This is a genomic window from Cytobacillus sp. QJM3NY_8 (assembly GCF_056173585.1).
On the sequence record NZ_CM149681.1, the window covers coordinates 1,712,935 to 1,729,412 of the forward strand.

Here is a 16,478-nt window from a genome sequence, read left to right on the forward strand (position 1 = left end):
TCGCATGTAAGAAGCAAGCCGCCAATGGCTTGCTTTTTCTTGTTTTAGCAAAGCAGCTGACTTCCAGTCTCAGAAATAAGGACTTTTTTCATAATGAACTGAAATTTTTATAAGAAATTTTATCCATTCATGGTATATTAATAGAGAAAAAGATTCATAATTCATATTCGGTGTCTTGCTGCTCATAAAACAAGTGTCTTACAAACAGGAGCCGCGAACTTAGATATAAGCATATGAAAAAGGAAGGGCGAAAAAAGTGGAACAGAAAAAAGGCATTTTACTGGAAAGCGGAACGAATGAACTGGAGATTGTTGAATTCTCAATAGGAAGGAATAAATTTGGGATTAATGTTATTAAAGTGAAGGAAATTATTAATCCTGTCCCTGTCATTCCTGTCCCGCATTCTCATCGTAATATTGAAGGGATCATTGAACTGAGGGGAGAGGTTCTTCCAGTAGTGGATGTAGCATCATCATTAAATATGCCGGCCTCAGAAAGCCCTCAGCAGGATAAGTTTATTGTGACAGAGTTTAATCAGCAGAAAATTGTTTTTCATGTTCATAATGTTTCAAAAATTCACCGCATTTCCTGGAACCAAATTGAGAAGCCTTCTGAAATGTATCAGGGTCAGGAAAGCCAGATTATCGGAATCATAAAGCTTGAGGATGAGATGGTGCTGCTCCTTGATTTTGAAAAAATGGTCACTGAGATAAATCCTGATTCAGGGATTAGCATCCAGAAGGTGCAGAAACTTGGAAAGCGTGAAAGGTCTGACAAGAAGCTGCTTATTGCTGAAGACTCTCCACTCCTAAGAAAGCTTTTGAATGATACTTTAAATGAAGCTGGCTTTTGTCAAATTGAATTCTTTGAAAATGGATACGATGCTTATAGATATTTGCATTCCTTAGCCGAGTCGGGGCGTGATGTCACTGAGGAAGTGCAAATCATGATCACTGATATCGAAATGCCGCAAATGGATGGGCATCACCTTACTAAAAAAGTTAAAGATCATCCTGTGCTTGCAAAAATTCCAGTTATTATTTTTTCTTCATTGATTACCGAAGATCTTCGCCACAAGGGTCAGATGGTTGGAGCCAATGCGCAGGTGAGCAAGCCTGAAATTGCAGAATTGGTGCTTTTGATAGATCAGTATGCATTATAGAACCACCACAAAGAAAAAGCTGGAATACTCCAGCTTTTTCTTGTTAGGTAAGAAAGTATAACTTTGAACTTTGATAATTGTCTAGCTCCAGCGCCTGCCCCCTCGAGGTCACAAGCCTGTCTAGTTGCGGCTCCTAGGGACGAAAGCCTAGCCAAACCCTTCCAGAAGGAAAGAACACCTTCTTGCATGGCTCGTCTCATGCTTGTCGTCCCTGTGCAGCCGCCTCCACATTTCGGCAATCCTCCTAAAAAGGCAAAGGACGCCTTTCCATGAGGCCCGTCTTAGGCTTTTCGGGGGTGAGCACCTAGGGAAAGCTTCCTTGGATGTTCTTCGCAGGAACAAGCGGTTTCGGCTTGTTCCGAAGGCGCTTGCGCTTTTCTTGATTAAAAGTAACTTTCTCCTAATTTCTTAAATACAGGTTTTTCATAGCGGTGCTTTTTTGCATTTGGCTTGCTATTAAGCTCTTTTAGCCCTGTATATGACATAAGCAATTTTTTCGCCGCATTAAGAGATAGAGAAGATTTTGGATTTCTGACGAAGGAATCGAGTTTGCCCAAATGGGGAAGCTCTGAGAAATCCTCTTTAGAAGGCGGAAGATGGAAAGAATAATTCCCGCATTTTACGAGAACATCTGACTGCTGCTGGCTGTTTTTTGGATTGCCAGAATAGTGAAGGCCTGCTTTCTGGGCTTTTCCTTCTCTAATTAACTTTTGAAGTGCATCGTGCTTTAATTTATACAAAAATTTAGGGTTTGGTGCTGTCTTTGCATGGCGGTTAACGGTGAAGATGGCTTGAGAGAGGTTTTCAACCGTTGGTTGCAGATGGGGATATTGTTTCTTATCAGAATTCAATTTCCAATCTCCTTTCAAATTATAAAGGGGTATAAACAATATTATACCCTTTTTAGTCAATAAAACCAACTTGGATAAGGCTTTTAATAAAAAAGCTTATCCATCCAGCTGCTTTCTGCTTATAGGTTGTAAGGATCCTGACTTTTTCCATATAACCATCAGCATTGATGAACCTAATAATGTTGTTGCCAAGCCAGCGCCAATCATAACAAAAGAGGCACCTAGCTGTTTTGCAAGAAGAGCTCCTGCAGCAGGTGCAATAAGCATGGAAAAAGTCTGCAGGGACATGGCGGCAGCCGAAACTCTGCCCATCATTTGCTTTGGTGTTTCAGATTGGAGCACATAGCCGTAAGGAACAGATTCTCCAGCTCCTAAAAGACCTAATAGACATGCACCGATTATCCAGACCAGTGGAGGGAAATTAAGAAGACCTAAGCCTCCAAGTCCAACAGCTACAATAAAAGTGCCGCTTAATATGGCCGAAGAACTCATTAAATGGACGGGTTTTCGGTTCCACCCTGTCCAATGGCCCAGCAAAAGTGAGCCAGCAACACTGCCTGCTCCCACTGCACTGATCAGTAATCCAAAATTGCCCTCATTAAATCCAATCTGCTTTGCAATAAAAATAAATAACCCATCATAAAGGAAAATGATGAAAAATGCTGCAGAAGAAAGAATAATTGAGACCCTTAAAAGGGGAGTGTGGAAAATATGTTTTATGCCCTCTGAAAATTCTTTCCAATAACTTGTTTTGACAGTATAGTCTTCTGCCATTCTTTTATCTGATTCCTCAAAAGAAGTTAAGCTGGGAAGAAATAGAAGGAAAACAATGGCTGCAATGAATCCTGCTGCTTCAAATAGAAAGGGGCTTTTTGGTCCGAAAACTGCTATTATCCCTCCGCCTAATGCTGGCCCGGCAATTTTCATGGTATTGACTGAAAGCTGGCTTAGAGTTACTGCTTCAGGCAGCATGCTGTCAGGTACAATCATCCGGATAGCACTCTGCCTTGCCGGGTCGTAAAGGGCTGATACGGTTCCCTTTAAAAAGACAAATAATAGCAGAATGTATAGGTTGGGAGCGTAAAACAAGCCTCCGACAAAGACAATTCTTAAAAGGAGGCAAACGATCATAACAGCTTTTTTCGGTAATCTATCCACAAATACACTTGCAAATGGACCGATAATGACCCAGGGAAGGCCGAGAACAATAATAACAGAGGCAATTGCCGTTTCATCAAGCCCCCAGTGATAAGCGACAATAACCTGCAAAGCAATAAAATCGAGCCAGTTACCCAAATCGGAAAATAACTGGGCACCAAATAGAGAGCGAAAGGATTTCAGCTTGAGTGGTTTAAAAATGCCGGGTTTCATTGGCAATTCCCCTTATCCCCGCCAATGGCCCTCCTTCGCCTGTTTAGCAGCTTTTCAGTATTGCCATGAGGGTCCTGGCCATCTGGCAGATTATTATTTTGCAGCGCTTCAATTGATTCTTCAATCCATTTAATTTCTGTTTCCAGCTTCATTTCTGCATATCGAATAGAGAGGCAGCCAAGCTTGCTGACATAGGAGTATCCATTTCGCGGCCATTCTTGTACAAATTTTAGAATATCAGAGGTTTCTTCTTTTCTTTTTAATAAATGGCTAATTAACACTTCATTATCCATATCTTCATGCCATGTTGACATTTTCATTAGCAATTCATCTTTAATAACCGGGAAAGAAGGAGGAATCTTCAGCCAGTTCTCAAACTCTTTCCAGCCTTTTGCAGTGAGCTCATACATTTTTTTCTTTCTTCCTTCATCTTCCTGCTCGATTGCATAGATAAATCCTTCTTCCTCCAGCTTTTTTAATTTCGGGTAAATGCTCCCATAGCTCATTCCCCAATAAAGGCCAGCAGCTTTGTGTTCAAATTCAGATTTAATATTATATCCTGTGCTGGGCCAAAAGCTTAGTACAGCAAGAATGGTATGTTCTATAGACAATTATAAAACTCCTTTCAATGTATCATGCTGATATATCAATATGATATGTTGTGTTTAAAAAAATATCAACTAAAAAATAAAAACTTTCGCAATTTTTCAGCGAAAGTTTTGTTGAAAGGACGATTGTAAGTAACAGCTAAGGCTGTATCCGTACCCTGGTGCCATTTGGCACTATGCGTGACAATTCGAGCACATCCTGGTTATACATGCGTATACAGCCTTGGGAAACAGATTGGCCAATTGAGGAAGGATTATTAGTTCCGTGAATTCCATAGCCGGCTTTCGACAGGGAAAGCCACATGACACCATATGGGCCGCCGGGATTAGGTTCTCTGTTCACAATAACAAACTCTCCAATTGGGGTCTGTGTCAGCATTTTTCCGACGGCAATGGGGTACACTTTTTGAATGGAACCGTTATATAAAAGAGTTAAGCTTCTTTTACCTCTTGAAACAATGATGGTATACGGAATGGAATCTGGTTCCGGCAGCCCTGGTATTACTAATCGCTGGCCGGGATAGATCAGGCCTGGGTTTACAATGGAAGGGTTTGCCCCCAGAAGCTCGCTTAAAGGGCGGCGGTAATTCTTTGCGATTACAGACAATGTCTCACCAGGTTTTACTATATGGTACATAACAATCACCTCTTTCTGAAAGGTCTATTCAAATATATGCCTGCAAAAATGATCTTGTAACTTATTGAATAAATTGTGTCACGAAGGCAGCAAAAAAAGGAAAGCTGCAAAGGTGTGCTTTCCTTTAATTCCCGCTGTTTGATTGTAGGGTAAATACCGTCAGTTCAGGTTTGGATAAAAACCGGAAGGGCAGCCGGGTTGTACCAAGCCCTCTGTTTACATAAAGAGTTAAAGGGCGTTGGCTGCCGATTTCATAGAAGCCTTCATAGTATCTTTCAGCATGCGGCGGTTTAACTAACGCTCCAATGAACGGCAGTTTTATTTGTCCTCCATGACTATGGCCGCTCAACTGCAGATTGATGTTGAAAGCTGAGGCTTCATCTGCTAAATCCGGTGCATGGGACAATAAAATGTTATAGGAAGAATCGTCCAGACTTCCGCTGGCAAGCTTTATGTCCGGTTTGCCGAGCATGGCATCGTCAATGCCGATAATCTGGATGCTGCTTCCGGAAAACTCGATTTTCCGATTTTCATTCAGCAAAAGAATAAACCCGGATTCTTCCATAATAGATTTATAGATATCAGAACCATAGCCCCCGTGATCATGGTTTCCATAAATAGCAAACCTTCCAAGCGGCGCCTGAATCCTTTTCAGGAGGGGGGCGATTTGGTTTGCCTCTTTATATTTGTTGGGTTCATCCATCAGATCACCTGTAAAGAAGACAATATCAGGCTTCAAGCTGTTTATCTTTTCAATCAATTTTTCAAGCTGTTTCAGGTCATAATGAAATCCTAAATGGGTATCGCTGAATTGGATGATTTTTTTATTATGGAACGCTTGTGGAATAGCGTTGTCAGAAATTTTGTAGTTTGTGATTTCCAAGAGCCGCGGCTCAATATCCCGTGCATAATAATAGCCGCCTGCACTAATACCAAAAACAGCAGCAAAAAAGCCGAGAGCTCTTTTTAAAAAAGATCTTCTGGACACTTTTTCCGGCATTTAGCATACCAACCTATCTATTAAAATTTTTTTTGAAGTATTGAGCATGAGTAAAGGCAATGCTTCTCATAGCAGTATCTTTAATACTATCAAACTATCCTATTAAAAAGAAGAAATAACTATGCTTGTTTTTTATCCTTCATTTTCCTTAAAATTATTAATTAATTTGTAAATAATAATTCGAAAATTCTATATTTAATGGTAAAATATAAATGAATGATCATTCATTTTTTGAGAGGGGAATTAGAATGAAGAATAAAACAGTCATTGTTACTGGCGGTTCCAGCGGTATGGGAAAATATATGGCAAAGAGGTTTGCTGAAGCCGGAGCGAATGTGGTGATAACAGGAAGGAATCCGGAACGCCTCGAGACAGCAAAAGCTGAAATTCAAACCTTCCAGGGTCAAGTTTTGACAATTCAAATGGATGTCCGTGAAATTGAACATGTTAAACATATGCTCAACGAAACACTAAATGTATTTGGACAAGTTGATTTCCTTGTTAATAATGCAGCGGGAAATTTTATATGCCCTGCAGAGAGCTTGAGTGCAAATGGATGGAATTCTGTTATTAATATTGTCTTGAATGGAACCTTTTATTGTTCGAGTGAAGTCGGTAAACACTGGATTGAAAAAGGAGTTAAGGGAAGCATCATTAATATGGTGGCTACATATGCATGGGATGCTGGAGCGGGTGTTATACACTCGGCAGCAGCAAAAGCAGGTGTATTATCCATGACAAGAACCTTGGCTGTAGAATGGGGAAGAAAATACGGAATTAGAGTGAATGCAATAGCCCCAGGTCCGATTGAAAGGACAGGAGGGGCTGACAGGCTTTGGGAATCAGAAGAAGCTGCAAACAGGACACTCCAAAGTGTGCCCCTTGGCAGGCTCGGTAAGCCGGAAGAAATCGCAGAATTGGCATTCTTCCTTTTCTCTGAGCATGCAGGTTATATTAATGGGGAGTGCATCACTATGGATGGAGGACAGTGGCTGAATCAATTTCCATTTTAATGCTTATGAATACCGGCTGAATTAATTTCAGCCGGTTGCCATTTCTATTGGTAACTTACTGCTCTGGATTGCAATGCTTTCCATGATGAGATGAATCGTTCTTTAGAAACCTTCACCTGTTTTTTCCCTGAGAGGGGATCGTTTAGAATTACAAACTGTTCATCATAGCCTACCAATACGACTGCATGAAGATCTAAAGGAGTTTTAATGGTTTTGCCGGAGTGAGTCCAGGACTCCCAGCGGTCAGGAAGCCTATAATCTCCTGTTGTCCAGACCACAGCAGGATATCCCTTGGATACATGCATAAGAATCGCTTCAAAATTTTGGCCGGATAAATTTACGGCTCTTCCGGGAAGATATTTATTCACTAATTCTTCAATTGGTTTATCAAAAACAGCGTAGCCTGCACTTGTCCCGGTCATATCTCCTACAAATCCTTCTGCTGGATTACCCCATTTTAAAATATCGCCTTTTGAACGTATCAGCGGATCATTATCTTTCTTTACTGCATTATACAAATCCATTTTCCCTACTTGCACACCTGCATGCCGCAGGACCATTGTCAGGCTGGTTACTTCGCATCCATACTTCAATTCGGGGTTTTGTCTGATTAGTGGAACATCAATGATGACAGATTCCTTTTTCACAGCCGCAGGAGTTTTCGGAGATTGGGCTGTTGCTTTCTGCTGTACCTTCTTTGCCTTTACTGGTATTTGTGCATCCAGATCTTTTGAGGCCATGTCAGGCTTTTGCAAAGGACTGGCAGGTTCTGAATGGCCGCAGCCAAGCAAAGGAATAAGAAGGGATATAAATAGGAGATTTCTCATGAAATACCCTCTTTCTTTGATGTCCTGATATTAGCTTGTGAGAGAAGGCGCGGCAATATGATGCAAAGCTTTTGCCAAACAATGCTGTTTTATCAAAAAGTGGAATCTATATTTTGAATAGTAAAAGTTTTAAGCGAATATGGTATAATAACTCATTAATATACATAGGGAGGCTAGGACATGGATGCATTGGATATCCTTACAGATTTGGATAATGTATTTCCTTATTTCCAGCCAATATTCAGTGCAGATGAGCATCGTGTCATTGGTTATGAGGTTTTAGGCCGATATAGAGGATCTGATGGAGTTATAAGTAGTCTGGGGCCGTTCTTCCAGGATGAGAATATTCCTGAAGAATACCGGATTGAAGTAGATTATGAAGTATTAAAAAAGGCTTTGGATAAGGCCCGGGACCTGGATAAGGATATTTTGCTTTTTGTCAACAGGGATGCTGACTTGCTCATGTATAATGACGGGGAACAATTTTTAAATACCCTCCAGGAATATGAAAAACAAGGAATAAGCCTTGACAGGATTGTATTGGAAATTACAGAACGGAATTATAAGGGAGATATTGACCATCTGGACCATCTATTGAATTATTACAGGACTTATGGAATTAAATTAGCAATAGATAAACTTGGAAATGAAAGCAGTCATCTCGATAGGATCGGGCAATTGGCTCCCGACATTTTAAAGGTGGATCTGGAGTCCATGAAATCAAATGCTTCTGCTTATAATTTTAATGATATCCTCTATTCTTTATCCATGCTTGCCAGGAAAATAGGAGCGAGCATGCTTTTTGAAAATATTGAAATGGTTTACCAGCTTCAGTTTGCCTGGAAAAATGGAGGCCGTTATTATCAAGGTTATTATTTGCAAAAACCGGCTGAAAATTTCACTGATAGAGATATTTTAAAGGAAAAATTTCGAAGTGAATGCCATCGGTTTATTGTACATGAAAAGAAAAAACTGGAGTCCTTGTATCAGGTTACACTTGAGTTCAACGAAAAGATGATTGATTTTGCAAATAAAAATAAAAAGGTTTTTGTATATGAAGAAACCTTGGAGCAGATTGCGGTTCTTCTGGATGGTGCAGCTTTTCGCCTGTATATTTGCGATGAAGATGGATTCCAGAAATCTGCGAATTACTTCAAACGGGATGGGGAATGGATAACCCAGGAAGAATATCTTCACAAAAACTGGAGCTGGAGGCCATACTTTCTTGAAAATATCATGAAAATGCGAATAAATAAAAAAGGCATCCTCTCTGATTTGTATACTGATATTGAGACAGGTGAAACAATCAGGACGTTTTCCTTTCCGCTTAATACCAATGATTACTTATTTGTGGATCTATCGTATGAATTTTTATACAACCATGATGGGTTATTATAAGCATAAAATTTTAAAAGTATAAACAATCTTAATTTGAGGAAATGTAAGTGTAGAACTTTCCTTGAGGAGAGATTAGACATGAGCATGTACACATTGATCATTTTACTAATTGGAGTGGGTATCCTTGGATACTCCTTAGTTTACACTTTGTTTGTTGCAAAAGAGCGAAAAGCCGTAAAGGGCGATATTGATGCAGAATTGCCGGATAATGTTCAGAAGCATGCATATATTAGAAATCCGATTTTTCTAACGTATGTGATTTTCTTTGGAATTGTTCTTGTTATGATTATCTATTTTGCACTTACATGGAATTGGTAAAGACCCTCATAGGCAGGGTCTTTTTTTATTGAAATGGGTACTTGCTGCTGATTAACAATATTTACATCATTATTTATATACACTTTTCCGCTTATTGCGTTAATTCTTTGTCAATTCGGGTAGATTCATAACAAGAAAAGAATTATTATGTCAAAACGTAAGAGAATTTCGGGTGCGAAAACCGGCAACAGCAGCTTTATTTGCTGGTAAAATTGATGGTACACAATAGTAAACGATTAAGAAAGGGAGAGTGGAATGTACAAGCACTTAGCAGGAATTATTATAACAATTGCAGTCATGGCAGCAGCGATTCCTTCCCATACAAATGCCGAGAGCCTTAACAATAACCAAGAGGTATACAAATTCTTGCAAAATGCATTTCATACACAGGTTTCGCTGAGCGAGGAAGAGCGAAGCATGAAGGAAGTCGATGAATTGCTTGACCCATATTTTTCTGAAGAGCCTAAAGCTGAATTTCTGAATGAAAACCTTGTTTCAGAGAATGGCAAGTATTTTACCCTTGGATCTGATGCTGCTGCATATTACATTCCCTTCTTTACGTATTCAGATAGTACAAAAGTAGTTAAAGAAGGAAGCAAAATTTATGTGTATGAATACTTTCCGGAAAATAATGAAGGCCCAGTAGAATACGAAGGTCACTATGAGGGACTTTTACTTGTGGAACAAGAAGGGGAATTTAAAGTCGCCAAATTCCTGGGTGAAAATATACCCGAGAAAATTTTAAAGAAAGCCGAGAGTAATGAAGAAGCAGCAACACAAAGCTCATTTAAAACACCTGAAAATCCAAATTGGATTAACAAACCGTCGTATCAATTCGGTTTCCTGCTGAATCCATTCGACGCTTTGTTTCGTTCCGGAAGTATGGTTTTAACAGATAATAAACAAGGTATAATTGCTTTATTTGAACATCAGGAATTAAACGGGCAGCTGGCATCCAATTAGATGATAGGAGCTTAAAAGCTTAGCTTTTAAGCTCCTATTTTTATTATTGCAGCCTGACAGGCAGGAGATCCATGCAATTGAAGTTTCACTTTATGCCATCATCTAATACAGATTGCAGTCTTTCCAGGTCAAATCCCCTAATGACAGTATCTCCGATGACAATTGTTGGAGTGGAAAAAGATTTATATTGTCTGGTCAGCTCTTTGTGGGCTGCTGCATCTTTTTTAATATCTTTTATCGTATAAATATATCCTTTTTCATTCAAAAACATCTTCGTAATCTCACAGGGCGGACAATCCGGCTGTGTGTATAAAACAATTTCTTTCAAAGTGCTTCCCCCTGAGTTTTTTGTTATTCCATCATAATGCAGGATATTAAAGTAAGCAATCAGTTTGTTTTTTGCATATAATCTATCAATCCCATAGAGCAGACAGCGATATCCACAGAAAGGATCTTATATACAGGGTGGTCAGATGGGATGCCTCTGCCATTTAGATTGGCTTTAATTTTTTCTTCAAGCATGGCTTGCGCTGCCTGTGTCTGCTGATCAATAGAACCGCCTTCAGATACGGCAATTCTGCCTGTATGGAGGAATATCTTAAGCCAATCCTTAATTTGCCTGTAGACCTCTTTTGGGTTTGTACTCATTCCATAATGGCCAAAGAAAATAAAATCAAGATCCATTTTTTCATACATGCCAATGGATTCGAGCATTTTGCCTGGATCGAATTGGTTTGGTGAAGTTGAGGGCAGATACATTTCAATTCCATTTTCTTTTAATTGAGGATAAGATACACCAGCCGTGTCTCCTGTGAACATTCCATTTAAAGCAGGATGAAAGATACTGAAGTGGTGATTAGCGTGCCCAGGTGAATGAAAAAATTTCAGAGTGCAATTTGGTCCTATTTTAAGCTCTTCTTCATGTTCTTTTGTGATAATTTTATCCTCTCGAACAGGCAAAATAGGATTAAACAGTCCATCAAATTTATCTCCGTAAACAGCTTTTGCACCAGCAATTAAGCGTGAAGGATCTGCTAAGTGCCTGCCGCCTTTCGGGTGGACAATAACCTTTGCATTCGGACAATGGGTTAGTAAAAGGCCTGTGCCGCCTGCATGGTCAAGATGAATATGGGTAACGATGATATACTCAACTTCCTCAGGCCGAATGTGAAGCTGGCTTAGCCCTTCCAGTATGTAGGGAATTGAAGGGCTTGCGGAAGTTTCAATCAAAGTCAGCTTTTCCTCTGTTAAGACATATGTACCGGTACGTTTTTCCAGTGAAAGATCAAAATCGTCAATTAAATATAGATTTTCCGCTAATTTTTCAGGTTTTGCCAAAAAAAATCACATCCTTTATAAAGCTTTTGCTTGTACAAACACCTGACAATATTTTATTCTGTTAATATTGGTATGTAAAGCATCGAGCTTGAATATTCTGAATTTATTTCTTTAGGATAGAAACATGCCAAAAGAGAAACCTAAATGTAGAATTATGGGTTTTGTTTTGGAAAGGAGAGAGAGCATGTCACAGCTTCAAGGTATATTAACACGCTTAAAGAGCTTACAGGAACAAGCAACAGGCGGAGAGCCAATGCAAAGATTTTTTGAGGTGAATGGTGAAAGGAAATGCCAGGTAACTTTTCATCCGAAAAATGAAACATTTGAACTGGAAGTATATTACGATAAAGAAAAGCCAAAAAGATATCAATTCGACAACATTGATATGATTACGATCGAAATTTTCGATTTGATTCAATAATCCACCATATACATAAGGGGCCTTTTGGGCCTCTTTTCTTATTAAAAACAGCTTGAAGAAAAAGCGTGCTATAATATGAAATATCAATCTTCCAGAGGTGTGAAATGTATTATCTGCTCATGATTTTGCTGTTTTTTACAGTTCTTCTTTTGCTTGCAGATTTAATTAATACAAAAAAAGAAGTAATCCGGATCAGGAAAACTCTTGAAGAAATGAAAGAAATTTTAAAAGATAATAAGGACTCGAAAAAATAGGTATTGAGAACAATAAGTAATAAAGGACCCTTTGATTTGAGGTGAAGCAGAATGATGCCAATTGTAACATGTCCAGGATGCATGGCTGAAAAAGACATCGATGCCGTTTTAACCGCACAGTCCAATCAAAATGTTATTTTTCGCTGTCCTGACTGCGGCTATGAAGTAAAAGACATTCAAACGAGCAAAGGTTAATAGGGGCAAAATGCCGGAGACTATGATAAAATGGGTAAGAAGTATAACTAATTTTTGAGGAGTTTTCGGCGATGATCAGTCTCCATAGCGAGGAATTTTTAGAATTTAACATAAGTGATTTCATGATTCCTTCTGAACGGGTAGCACATGTACAGGTTGGCAATAACCTGGAGCATGCCCTCTTAGTGTTAACAAAAAGCGGATATACAGCAATACCTGTACTAGACCCGCAATATAAGCTGCAGGGCTTAATCAGCACACCCATAATCATGGATTCTATTCTCGGGCTAGAGCGGATCGAATTTGAGCAGCTGGAGCAAAAAAGGGTTGAAGAGGCTATGAACAGAAATATCCCGCGGCTTGATGCTGAGTCCTCTATACAGCAATCGATCGAGCTTTTAGTTGACCATCCCTTTATATGTATAGAAAACAAGGAAGGCTACTTTGAGGGAATACTGACTCGCAGAACAGTTTTGGATCAATTAAATAAGCACATCAGACGATTAAATAAGCGATAAACATCATTCAGCTCCCAGCAGTGGGAGCTTGCTTTATTTTCAATGATGAGAGTACCGGTGTATTTATTTCCGCTACTTGCAGGCGTTATTCATGTTTTTATTCATTTTGGAGGGGAAATGCTTGAGTCAGACTTTACATAAAAAAATGCCGGAAGGAAAGAGAAAAGTTACGAAAAAGCCTTTTGTGCTTGCTTCAGTTATGCTTGCCATGTTTATGGGAGCTATAGAGGCAACCATTGTTTCAACCGCAATGCCTGCCATTGTAGGGGATTTAGGCGGATTTGCTTTATATAGCTGGGTGTTTTCAGCTTATCTGTTAATGAATGCTGTGACTGTTTTAATTTATGGCAAGCTCTCAGACTTATTTGGGCGGAAGCCCGTTTTGACATTCGGGATTATCATATTTTTAATTGGTTCCATTTTATGCGGTTTTGCTGAATCGATGACAGCACTGATCATTTTCCGATTAATCCAGGGGGTTGGAGCTGGAGCAGTCATGCCGATAGCAACCACCATAGTCGGGGATATCTATACAAAAGAGGAAAGGGCACAGGTTCAGGGTTATTTATCAAGCGTATGGGGTATTTCAGCCATAATGGGTCCTGCAATAGGAGGGCTTCTAGTTGAATTCGTCAGCTGGCGATATGTTTTTTGGGTGAACATTCCGCTTGGCATTATGGCTATAGCAGGCTTATGGCTCTTCCTTCATGAGAATGTGGAAAGAAAAAAGCATCAGATCGATTATGCAGGGGCTGTGCTATTAACGGTTTCCATCTCATCTCTGATGTTTGTGCTTGTTGAGGGAGGAACAAATTGGGCATGGAATTCCATCGAAGCAATCAGCCTTATAGCGGTTAGTGTGATTTCCTTTATTTTATTTATCCTGCAGGAACAAAAAGCTGCAGAGCCGATGATGCCTTTTAATATTTGGAAGGAAAAACCGATTTTAATTGCTAATTTAGCTTCACTGACAACTGGTGTGATGCTGATAGGGATTTCCAGTTTTCTGCCGGCATTTGTCCAGGGTGTGATGGAAAGGTCGCCGATTGTTGCAGGTTTTACACTTACGACCATGTCGATAGGTTGGCCAATAGCTTCTGCAGCTGCAGGCAAGCTTCTTTTGAAAATTGGTTTTAGAAGCACCTCTGTAATAGGGGGAGTATTCTTAATTGCAGGGAGCATATTATTTGTCACACTCACTCCTGAAGCAGGACCTGTATGGGCGGCGGCTGGAAGCTTTCTGGTCGGGGCCGGCATGGGATTAACTAGCACTGCTTTTATTGTATCCATTCAGAGTACAGTGGAATGGAAGCAAAGAGGAATAGCTACTGCTGCCAATATGTTTATGAGAAATCTTGGCAACACTATAGGAGCAGCCTTGCTGGGCGGGATTCTGAACAGCCAGATAAAATCATATATACAGAATAATGGTGAAGGCATAGATTCCAGCCTATCTTTAGATTCAGCAAATGTACTTTTAAATGAAGAAGCGAGAAACAGCCTGAATACGGGAGTGAAGGAAATCCTGCAAAATGGTCTCACCATTTCACTTCATTCAGTGTATTATGCGGTACTATTATTTGCTGTTATAAGTTTCTTACTGGTAATTGCTCTGCCAAAGCATGAAAAGGAAGCTGCCGATTAAACGGCAAGAGATCTCTGCATTTAATTTGCAGAGATTTTTATATTCTTAAAGAACTGTAAGCTTTTAAGGTGCTGATGTCCTTTCTAATGATAATGAAACTCTAATTCAATTAAGATATACTATAAGAAAAAGTTATGAGGGGAAGATGTTTATGTCTTCACTTACGGAATTTCACCTTTTATCAGTGCTGGCACAGGAAATGAATATGAGAAAAGCGGCTGAACGTTTATTTGTTTCGCAGCCAGCCCTTTCACAGCGTCTTGTAAATATTGAAAAGGAATGGGGCAGCAAACTATTCCTCCGCTCACAAAAGGGTTTGTCACTGACGCCCGCTGGAGAAATCGTATTACAATTCATTAATGAAGTTCTTGCGAAGGAAGAAAAGGTCAGGGAGTCAATTACAGCCTTGAATTCAGAGGTCCATGGCACCTTAAAAATTGCAGTTGCTTCAATCGTAGGGCAGAATTGGCTGCCTCAAGTTCTTAAGAAGTTTGTCAGCCGCTATCCCCAGGCAAAAATTTCACTGATCACCGGCTGGAGCAGTGAAATATTAAAATCGCTCTATGATGATCAGGTTCACATTGGAATTATTAGAGGGACTCCGGACTGGAAGGGGATTAAAATCCCTTTATTTAAGGACAGTCTTTATCTAGTGGATACAGAGATTACAAGGCCGGAGCAGGTCCTTGAAACAGACAGGCCCTTCATTCAGTTTAAGAGTGATTCCAACTATTATCAGGAAATTCAGGACTGGTGGCTGCGGCAGTTCAAAACGTCTCCAAAACGGACAATAGTAGTTGATCAAATTGAGACGTGCAAGCAAATGACTTTCAATGGAATAGGATATGCCATTCTTCCAGCCATTACACTGAATGGTGCGGAGAAAAATATTTTTAAAATCCCGCTGCTGGATGAAAATAATTTGCCGATTAAGCGTGATACATGGCTGCTGGGATATGAATCCGCCTTTCAGCTCAAGCAAGTTCAGGCATTTGTTGAGTTAATTAAGGAGCATATTGAAGAAGAAGGAAAAGGATATCACCCATGACTTCTATTTTCATTTATTTTTCTTGTTTTCAGCGCTTTTGTTTGTTAAAGTAATGCTAGTTGCAATGTTATACATAGAGGAGGATTTTTAATATGAAAATGATGGATGCCAATGAGATTATTTCATTTATCCAGAACAGCACAAAATCAACACCTGTAAAGGTTTATATTAAAGGTGAATTAGAAGGAATCGACTTCGGTGATTCAGCAAAGGCCTTTATAAATGGCAGTACCGGTGTGGTTTTTGGTGAATGGTCTGAAATTAGCCAGGCAATTGAAGCAAATCAGTCACAAATTGAAGATTATGTTATTGAGAATGACCGCAGAAACTCAGCGATTCCACTGCTTGATATGAAAAATATTAAAGCCCGCATTGAGCCGGGGGCAATCATCCGCGACCAGGTTGAAATCGGTGATAACGCTGTAATCATGATGGGGGCATCCATTAATATTGGTTCAGTGATCGGAGAAGGTACAATGATTGACATGAATGTTGTCCTTGGCGGAAGAGCAACAGTCGGCAAGAATTGCCATATTGGAGCAGGAACTGTGTTGGCTGGAGTTATTGAGCCTCCTTCAGCAAAACCTGTTGTTGTAGAAGATGATGTAGTTATAGGAGCCAATGCAGTGGTTCTGGAAGGTGTAACTGTTGGTAAGGGTGCAGTAGTTGCGGCAGGTGCGATTGTCATTGATGATGTGCCTCCTTACACTGTGGTGGCAGGAACACCAGCTCGTGTAATTAAAGAGATTGATGAAAAGACTAAGTCTAAAACAGAAATTAAGCAGGAGCTTCGCCAATTATAAGAGTTTGAAAGCGTGGATTGCGATCCGCGCTTTTTCTAAAGGTGAAAGCCTTTTGGTTACCCAAGACTGCTATAGCGTTAATGAAATATAAGGGGCATTTTTAACAAG

20 protein-coding genes are annotated in these 16,478 nt (G+C 39.8%); 12 read left to right on the forward strand and 8 right to left on the reverse strand.

The window, feature by feature from the left end; translation table 11 throughout:
* Positions 1–256 precede the first annotated feature (256 nt).
* Positions 257–1,162: a chemotaxis protein gene (locus AC0VZ9_RS08985; RefSeq protein WP_009331010.1), complete on the forward strand. Its 906-nt coding sequence runs from the start codon at positions 257–259 to the stop codon at positions 1,160–1,162.
* A 383-nt stretch (positions 1,163–1,545) separates the two neighbouring features.
* On the opposite strand, the gene AC0VZ9_RS08990 is transcribed toward AC0VZ9_RS08985, so the two are convergent.
* The 5 genes from AC0VZ9_RS08990 to AC0VZ9_RS09010 all read right to left on the reverse strand — a co-directional run bounded on the left by AC0VZ9_RS08990 (position 1,546) and on the right by AC0VZ9_RS09010 (position 5,629).
* Positions 1,546–2,013 (reverse strand): YkyB family protein, encoded by a 468-nt coding sequence (locus tag AC0VZ9_RS08990; RefSeq protein ID WP_009331009.1) that lies wholly within the window; start codon positions 2,011–2,013, stop codon positions 1,546–1,548.
* Between the two features lie 96 nt (positions 2,014–2,109).
* A complete protein-coding gene (locus AC0VZ9_RS08995; protein ID WP_009331008.1) occupies positions 2,110–3,384 on the reverse strand; it encodes an MFS transporter in 1,275 nt (424 codons plus the stop codon).
* Positions 3,381–3,995: a helix-turn-helix transcriptional regulator gene (locus tag AC0VZ9_RS09000; RefSeq protein WP_009331007.1), complete on the reverse strand. Its 615-nt coding sequence runs from the start codon at positions 3,993–3,995 to the stop codon at positions 3,381–3,383. Before AC0VZ9_RS09000 ends, AC0VZ9_RS08995 begins: the two co-directional genes overlap by 4 nt.
* 136 nt (positions 3,996–4,131) lie before the next feature.
* Positions 4,132–4,629: a L,D-transpeptidase family protein gene (locus tag AC0VZ9_RS09005; protein ID WP_475397277.1), complete on the reverse strand. Its 498-nt coding sequence runs from the start codon at positions 4,627–4,629 to the stop codon at positions 4,132–4,134.
* Positions 4,630–4,753: 124 nt separating this feature from the next.
* Complete coding sequence (locus AC0VZ9_RS09010) at positions 4,754–5,629, reverse strand: metallophosphoesterase (protein WP_019381659.1); 876 nt, start codon at positions 5,627–5,629, stop codon at positions 4,754–4,756.
* A 248-nt stretch (positions 5,630–5,877) separates the two neighbouring features.
* Here AC0VZ9_RS09010 and fadH point away from each other — a divergent pair, with 248 nt between their 5' ends.
* Complete coding sequence (fadH, locus tag AC0VZ9_RS09015) at positions 5,878–6,642, forward strand: 2,4-dienoyl-CoA reductase (protein ID WP_009331004.1); 765 nt, start codon at positions 5,878–5,880, stop codon at positions 6,640–6,642.
* Between the two features lie 44 nt (positions 6,643–6,686).
* Here the strand turns inward: fadH and AC0VZ9_RS09020 are convergent, their stop codons facing one another.
* Positions 6,687–7,469, reverse strand: a complete 783-nt coding sequence (locus AC0VZ9_RS09020) for a C39 family peptidase (protein WP_009331003.1) — start codon at positions 7,467–7,469, stop codon at positions 6,687–6,689.
* Between the two features lie 180 nt (positions 7,470–7,649).
* On the opposite strand from AC0VZ9_RS09020, the gene AC0VZ9_RS09025 reads away from it, so the two are divergent.
* The 3 genes from AC0VZ9_RS09025 to AC0VZ9_RS09035 all read left to right on the forward strand — a co-directional run bounded on the left by AC0VZ9_RS09025 (position 7,650) and on the right by AC0VZ9_RS09035 (position 10,148).
* Positions 7,650–8,867 (forward strand): EAL domain-containing protein, encoded by a 1,218-nt coding sequence (locus AC0VZ9_RS09025; RefSeq protein WP_009331002.1) that lies wholly within the window; start codon positions 7,650–7,652, stop codon positions 8,865–8,867.
* Positions 8,868–8,945: 78 nt separating this feature from the next.
* Entirely contained in the window at positions 8,946–9,185 is a 240-nt protein-coding gene (locus AC0VZ9_RS09030; RefSeq protein WP_019381660.1) for a hypothetical protein, read from the forward strand.
* A 255-nt stretch (positions 9,186–9,440) separates the two neighbouring features.
* Positions 9,441–10,148 carry a DUF3993 domain-containing protein gene (locus AC0VZ9_RS09035; protein WP_019381661.1) on the forward strand — a complete coding sequence of 236 codons (708 nt, stop codon included), beginning with the start codon at positions 9,441–9,443 and terminating at the stop codon, positions 10,146–10,148.
* 85 nt (positions 10,149–10,233) lie between these two features.
* Here the strand turns inward: AC0VZ9_RS09035 and AC0VZ9_RS09040 are convergent, their stop codons facing one another.
* Both AC0VZ9_RS09040 and AC0VZ9_RS09045 read right to left on the reverse strand, forming a co-directional pair.
* Entirely contained in the window at positions 10,234–10,476 is a 243-nt protein-coding gene (locus tag AC0VZ9_RS09040; RefSeq protein ID WP_009330999.1) for a glutaredoxin family protein, read from the reverse strand.
* Positions 10,477–10,535: 59 nt separating this feature from the next.
* Positions 10,536–11,486: an MBL fold metallo-hydrolase gene (locus AC0VZ9_RS09045; protein WP_019381662.1), complete on the reverse strand. Its 951-nt coding sequence runs from the start codon at positions 11,484–11,486 to the stop codon at positions 10,536–10,538.
* A gap of 184 nt (positions 11,487–11,670) precedes the next feature.
* Here AC0VZ9_RS09045 and AC0VZ9_RS09050 point away from each other — a divergent pair, with 184 nt between their 5' ends.
* The 7 genes from AC0VZ9_RS09050 (at position 11,671) to dapD (ending at position 16,370) form a co-directional block, all read left to right on the forward strand.
* Complete coding sequence (locus AC0VZ9_RS09050; RefSeq protein WP_019381663.1) at positions 11,671–11,907, forward strand: YkuJ family protein; 237 nt, start codon at positions 11,671–11,673, stop codon at positions 11,905–11,907.
* A 104-nt stretch (positions 11,908–12,011) separates the two neighbouring features.
* Positions 12,012–12,161: a hypothetical protein gene (locus tag AC0VZ9_RS09055; protein WP_019381664.1), complete on the forward strand. Its 150-nt coding sequence runs from the start codon at positions 12,012–12,014 to the stop codon at positions 12,159–12,161.
* A gap of 51 nt (positions 12,162–12,212) precedes the next feature.
* Positions 12,213–12,356 carry a hypothetical protein gene (locus AC0VZ9_RS09060; protein WP_019381665.1) on the forward strand — a complete coding sequence of 48 codons (144 nt, stop codon included), beginning with the start codon at positions 12,213–12,215 and terminating at the stop codon, positions 12,354–12,356.
* A gap of 71 nt (positions 12,357–12,427) precedes the next feature.
* Complete coding sequence (gene cbpB / locus AC0VZ9_RS09065; RefSeq protein WP_009330996.1) at positions 12,428–12,874, forward strand: cyclic-di-AMP-binding protein CbpB; 447 nt, start codon at positions 12,428–12,430, stop codon at positions 12,872–12,874.
* Between the two features lie 145 nt (positions 12,875–13,019).
* Positions 13,020–14,519 carry an MDR family MFS transporter gene (locus tag AC0VZ9_RS09070; RefSeq protein WP_009330995.1) on the forward strand — a complete coding sequence of 500 codons (1,500 nt, stop codon included), beginning with the start codon at positions 13,020–13,022 and terminating at the stop codon, positions 14,517–14,519.
* Positions 14,520–14,670: 151 nt separating this feature from the next.
* The gene (locus AC0VZ9_RS09075) at positions 14,671–15,567 is read left to right on the forward strand and encodes a LysR family transcriptional regulator (RefSeq protein WP_019381667.1); all 897 of its coding nucleotides are present in this window, start codon (positions 14,671–14,673) and stop codon (positions 15,565–15,567) included.
* A 92-nt stretch (positions 15,568–15,659) separates the two neighbouring features.
* Positions 15,660–16,370, forward strand: a complete 711-nt coding sequence (gene dapD, locus AC0VZ9_RS09080; RefSeq protein ID WP_009330993.1) for a 2,3,4,5-tetrahydropyridine-2,6-dicarboxylate N-acetyltransferase — start codon at positions 15,660–15,662, stop codon at positions 16,368–16,370.
* Positions 16,371–16,478: the final 108 nt, after the last annotated feature.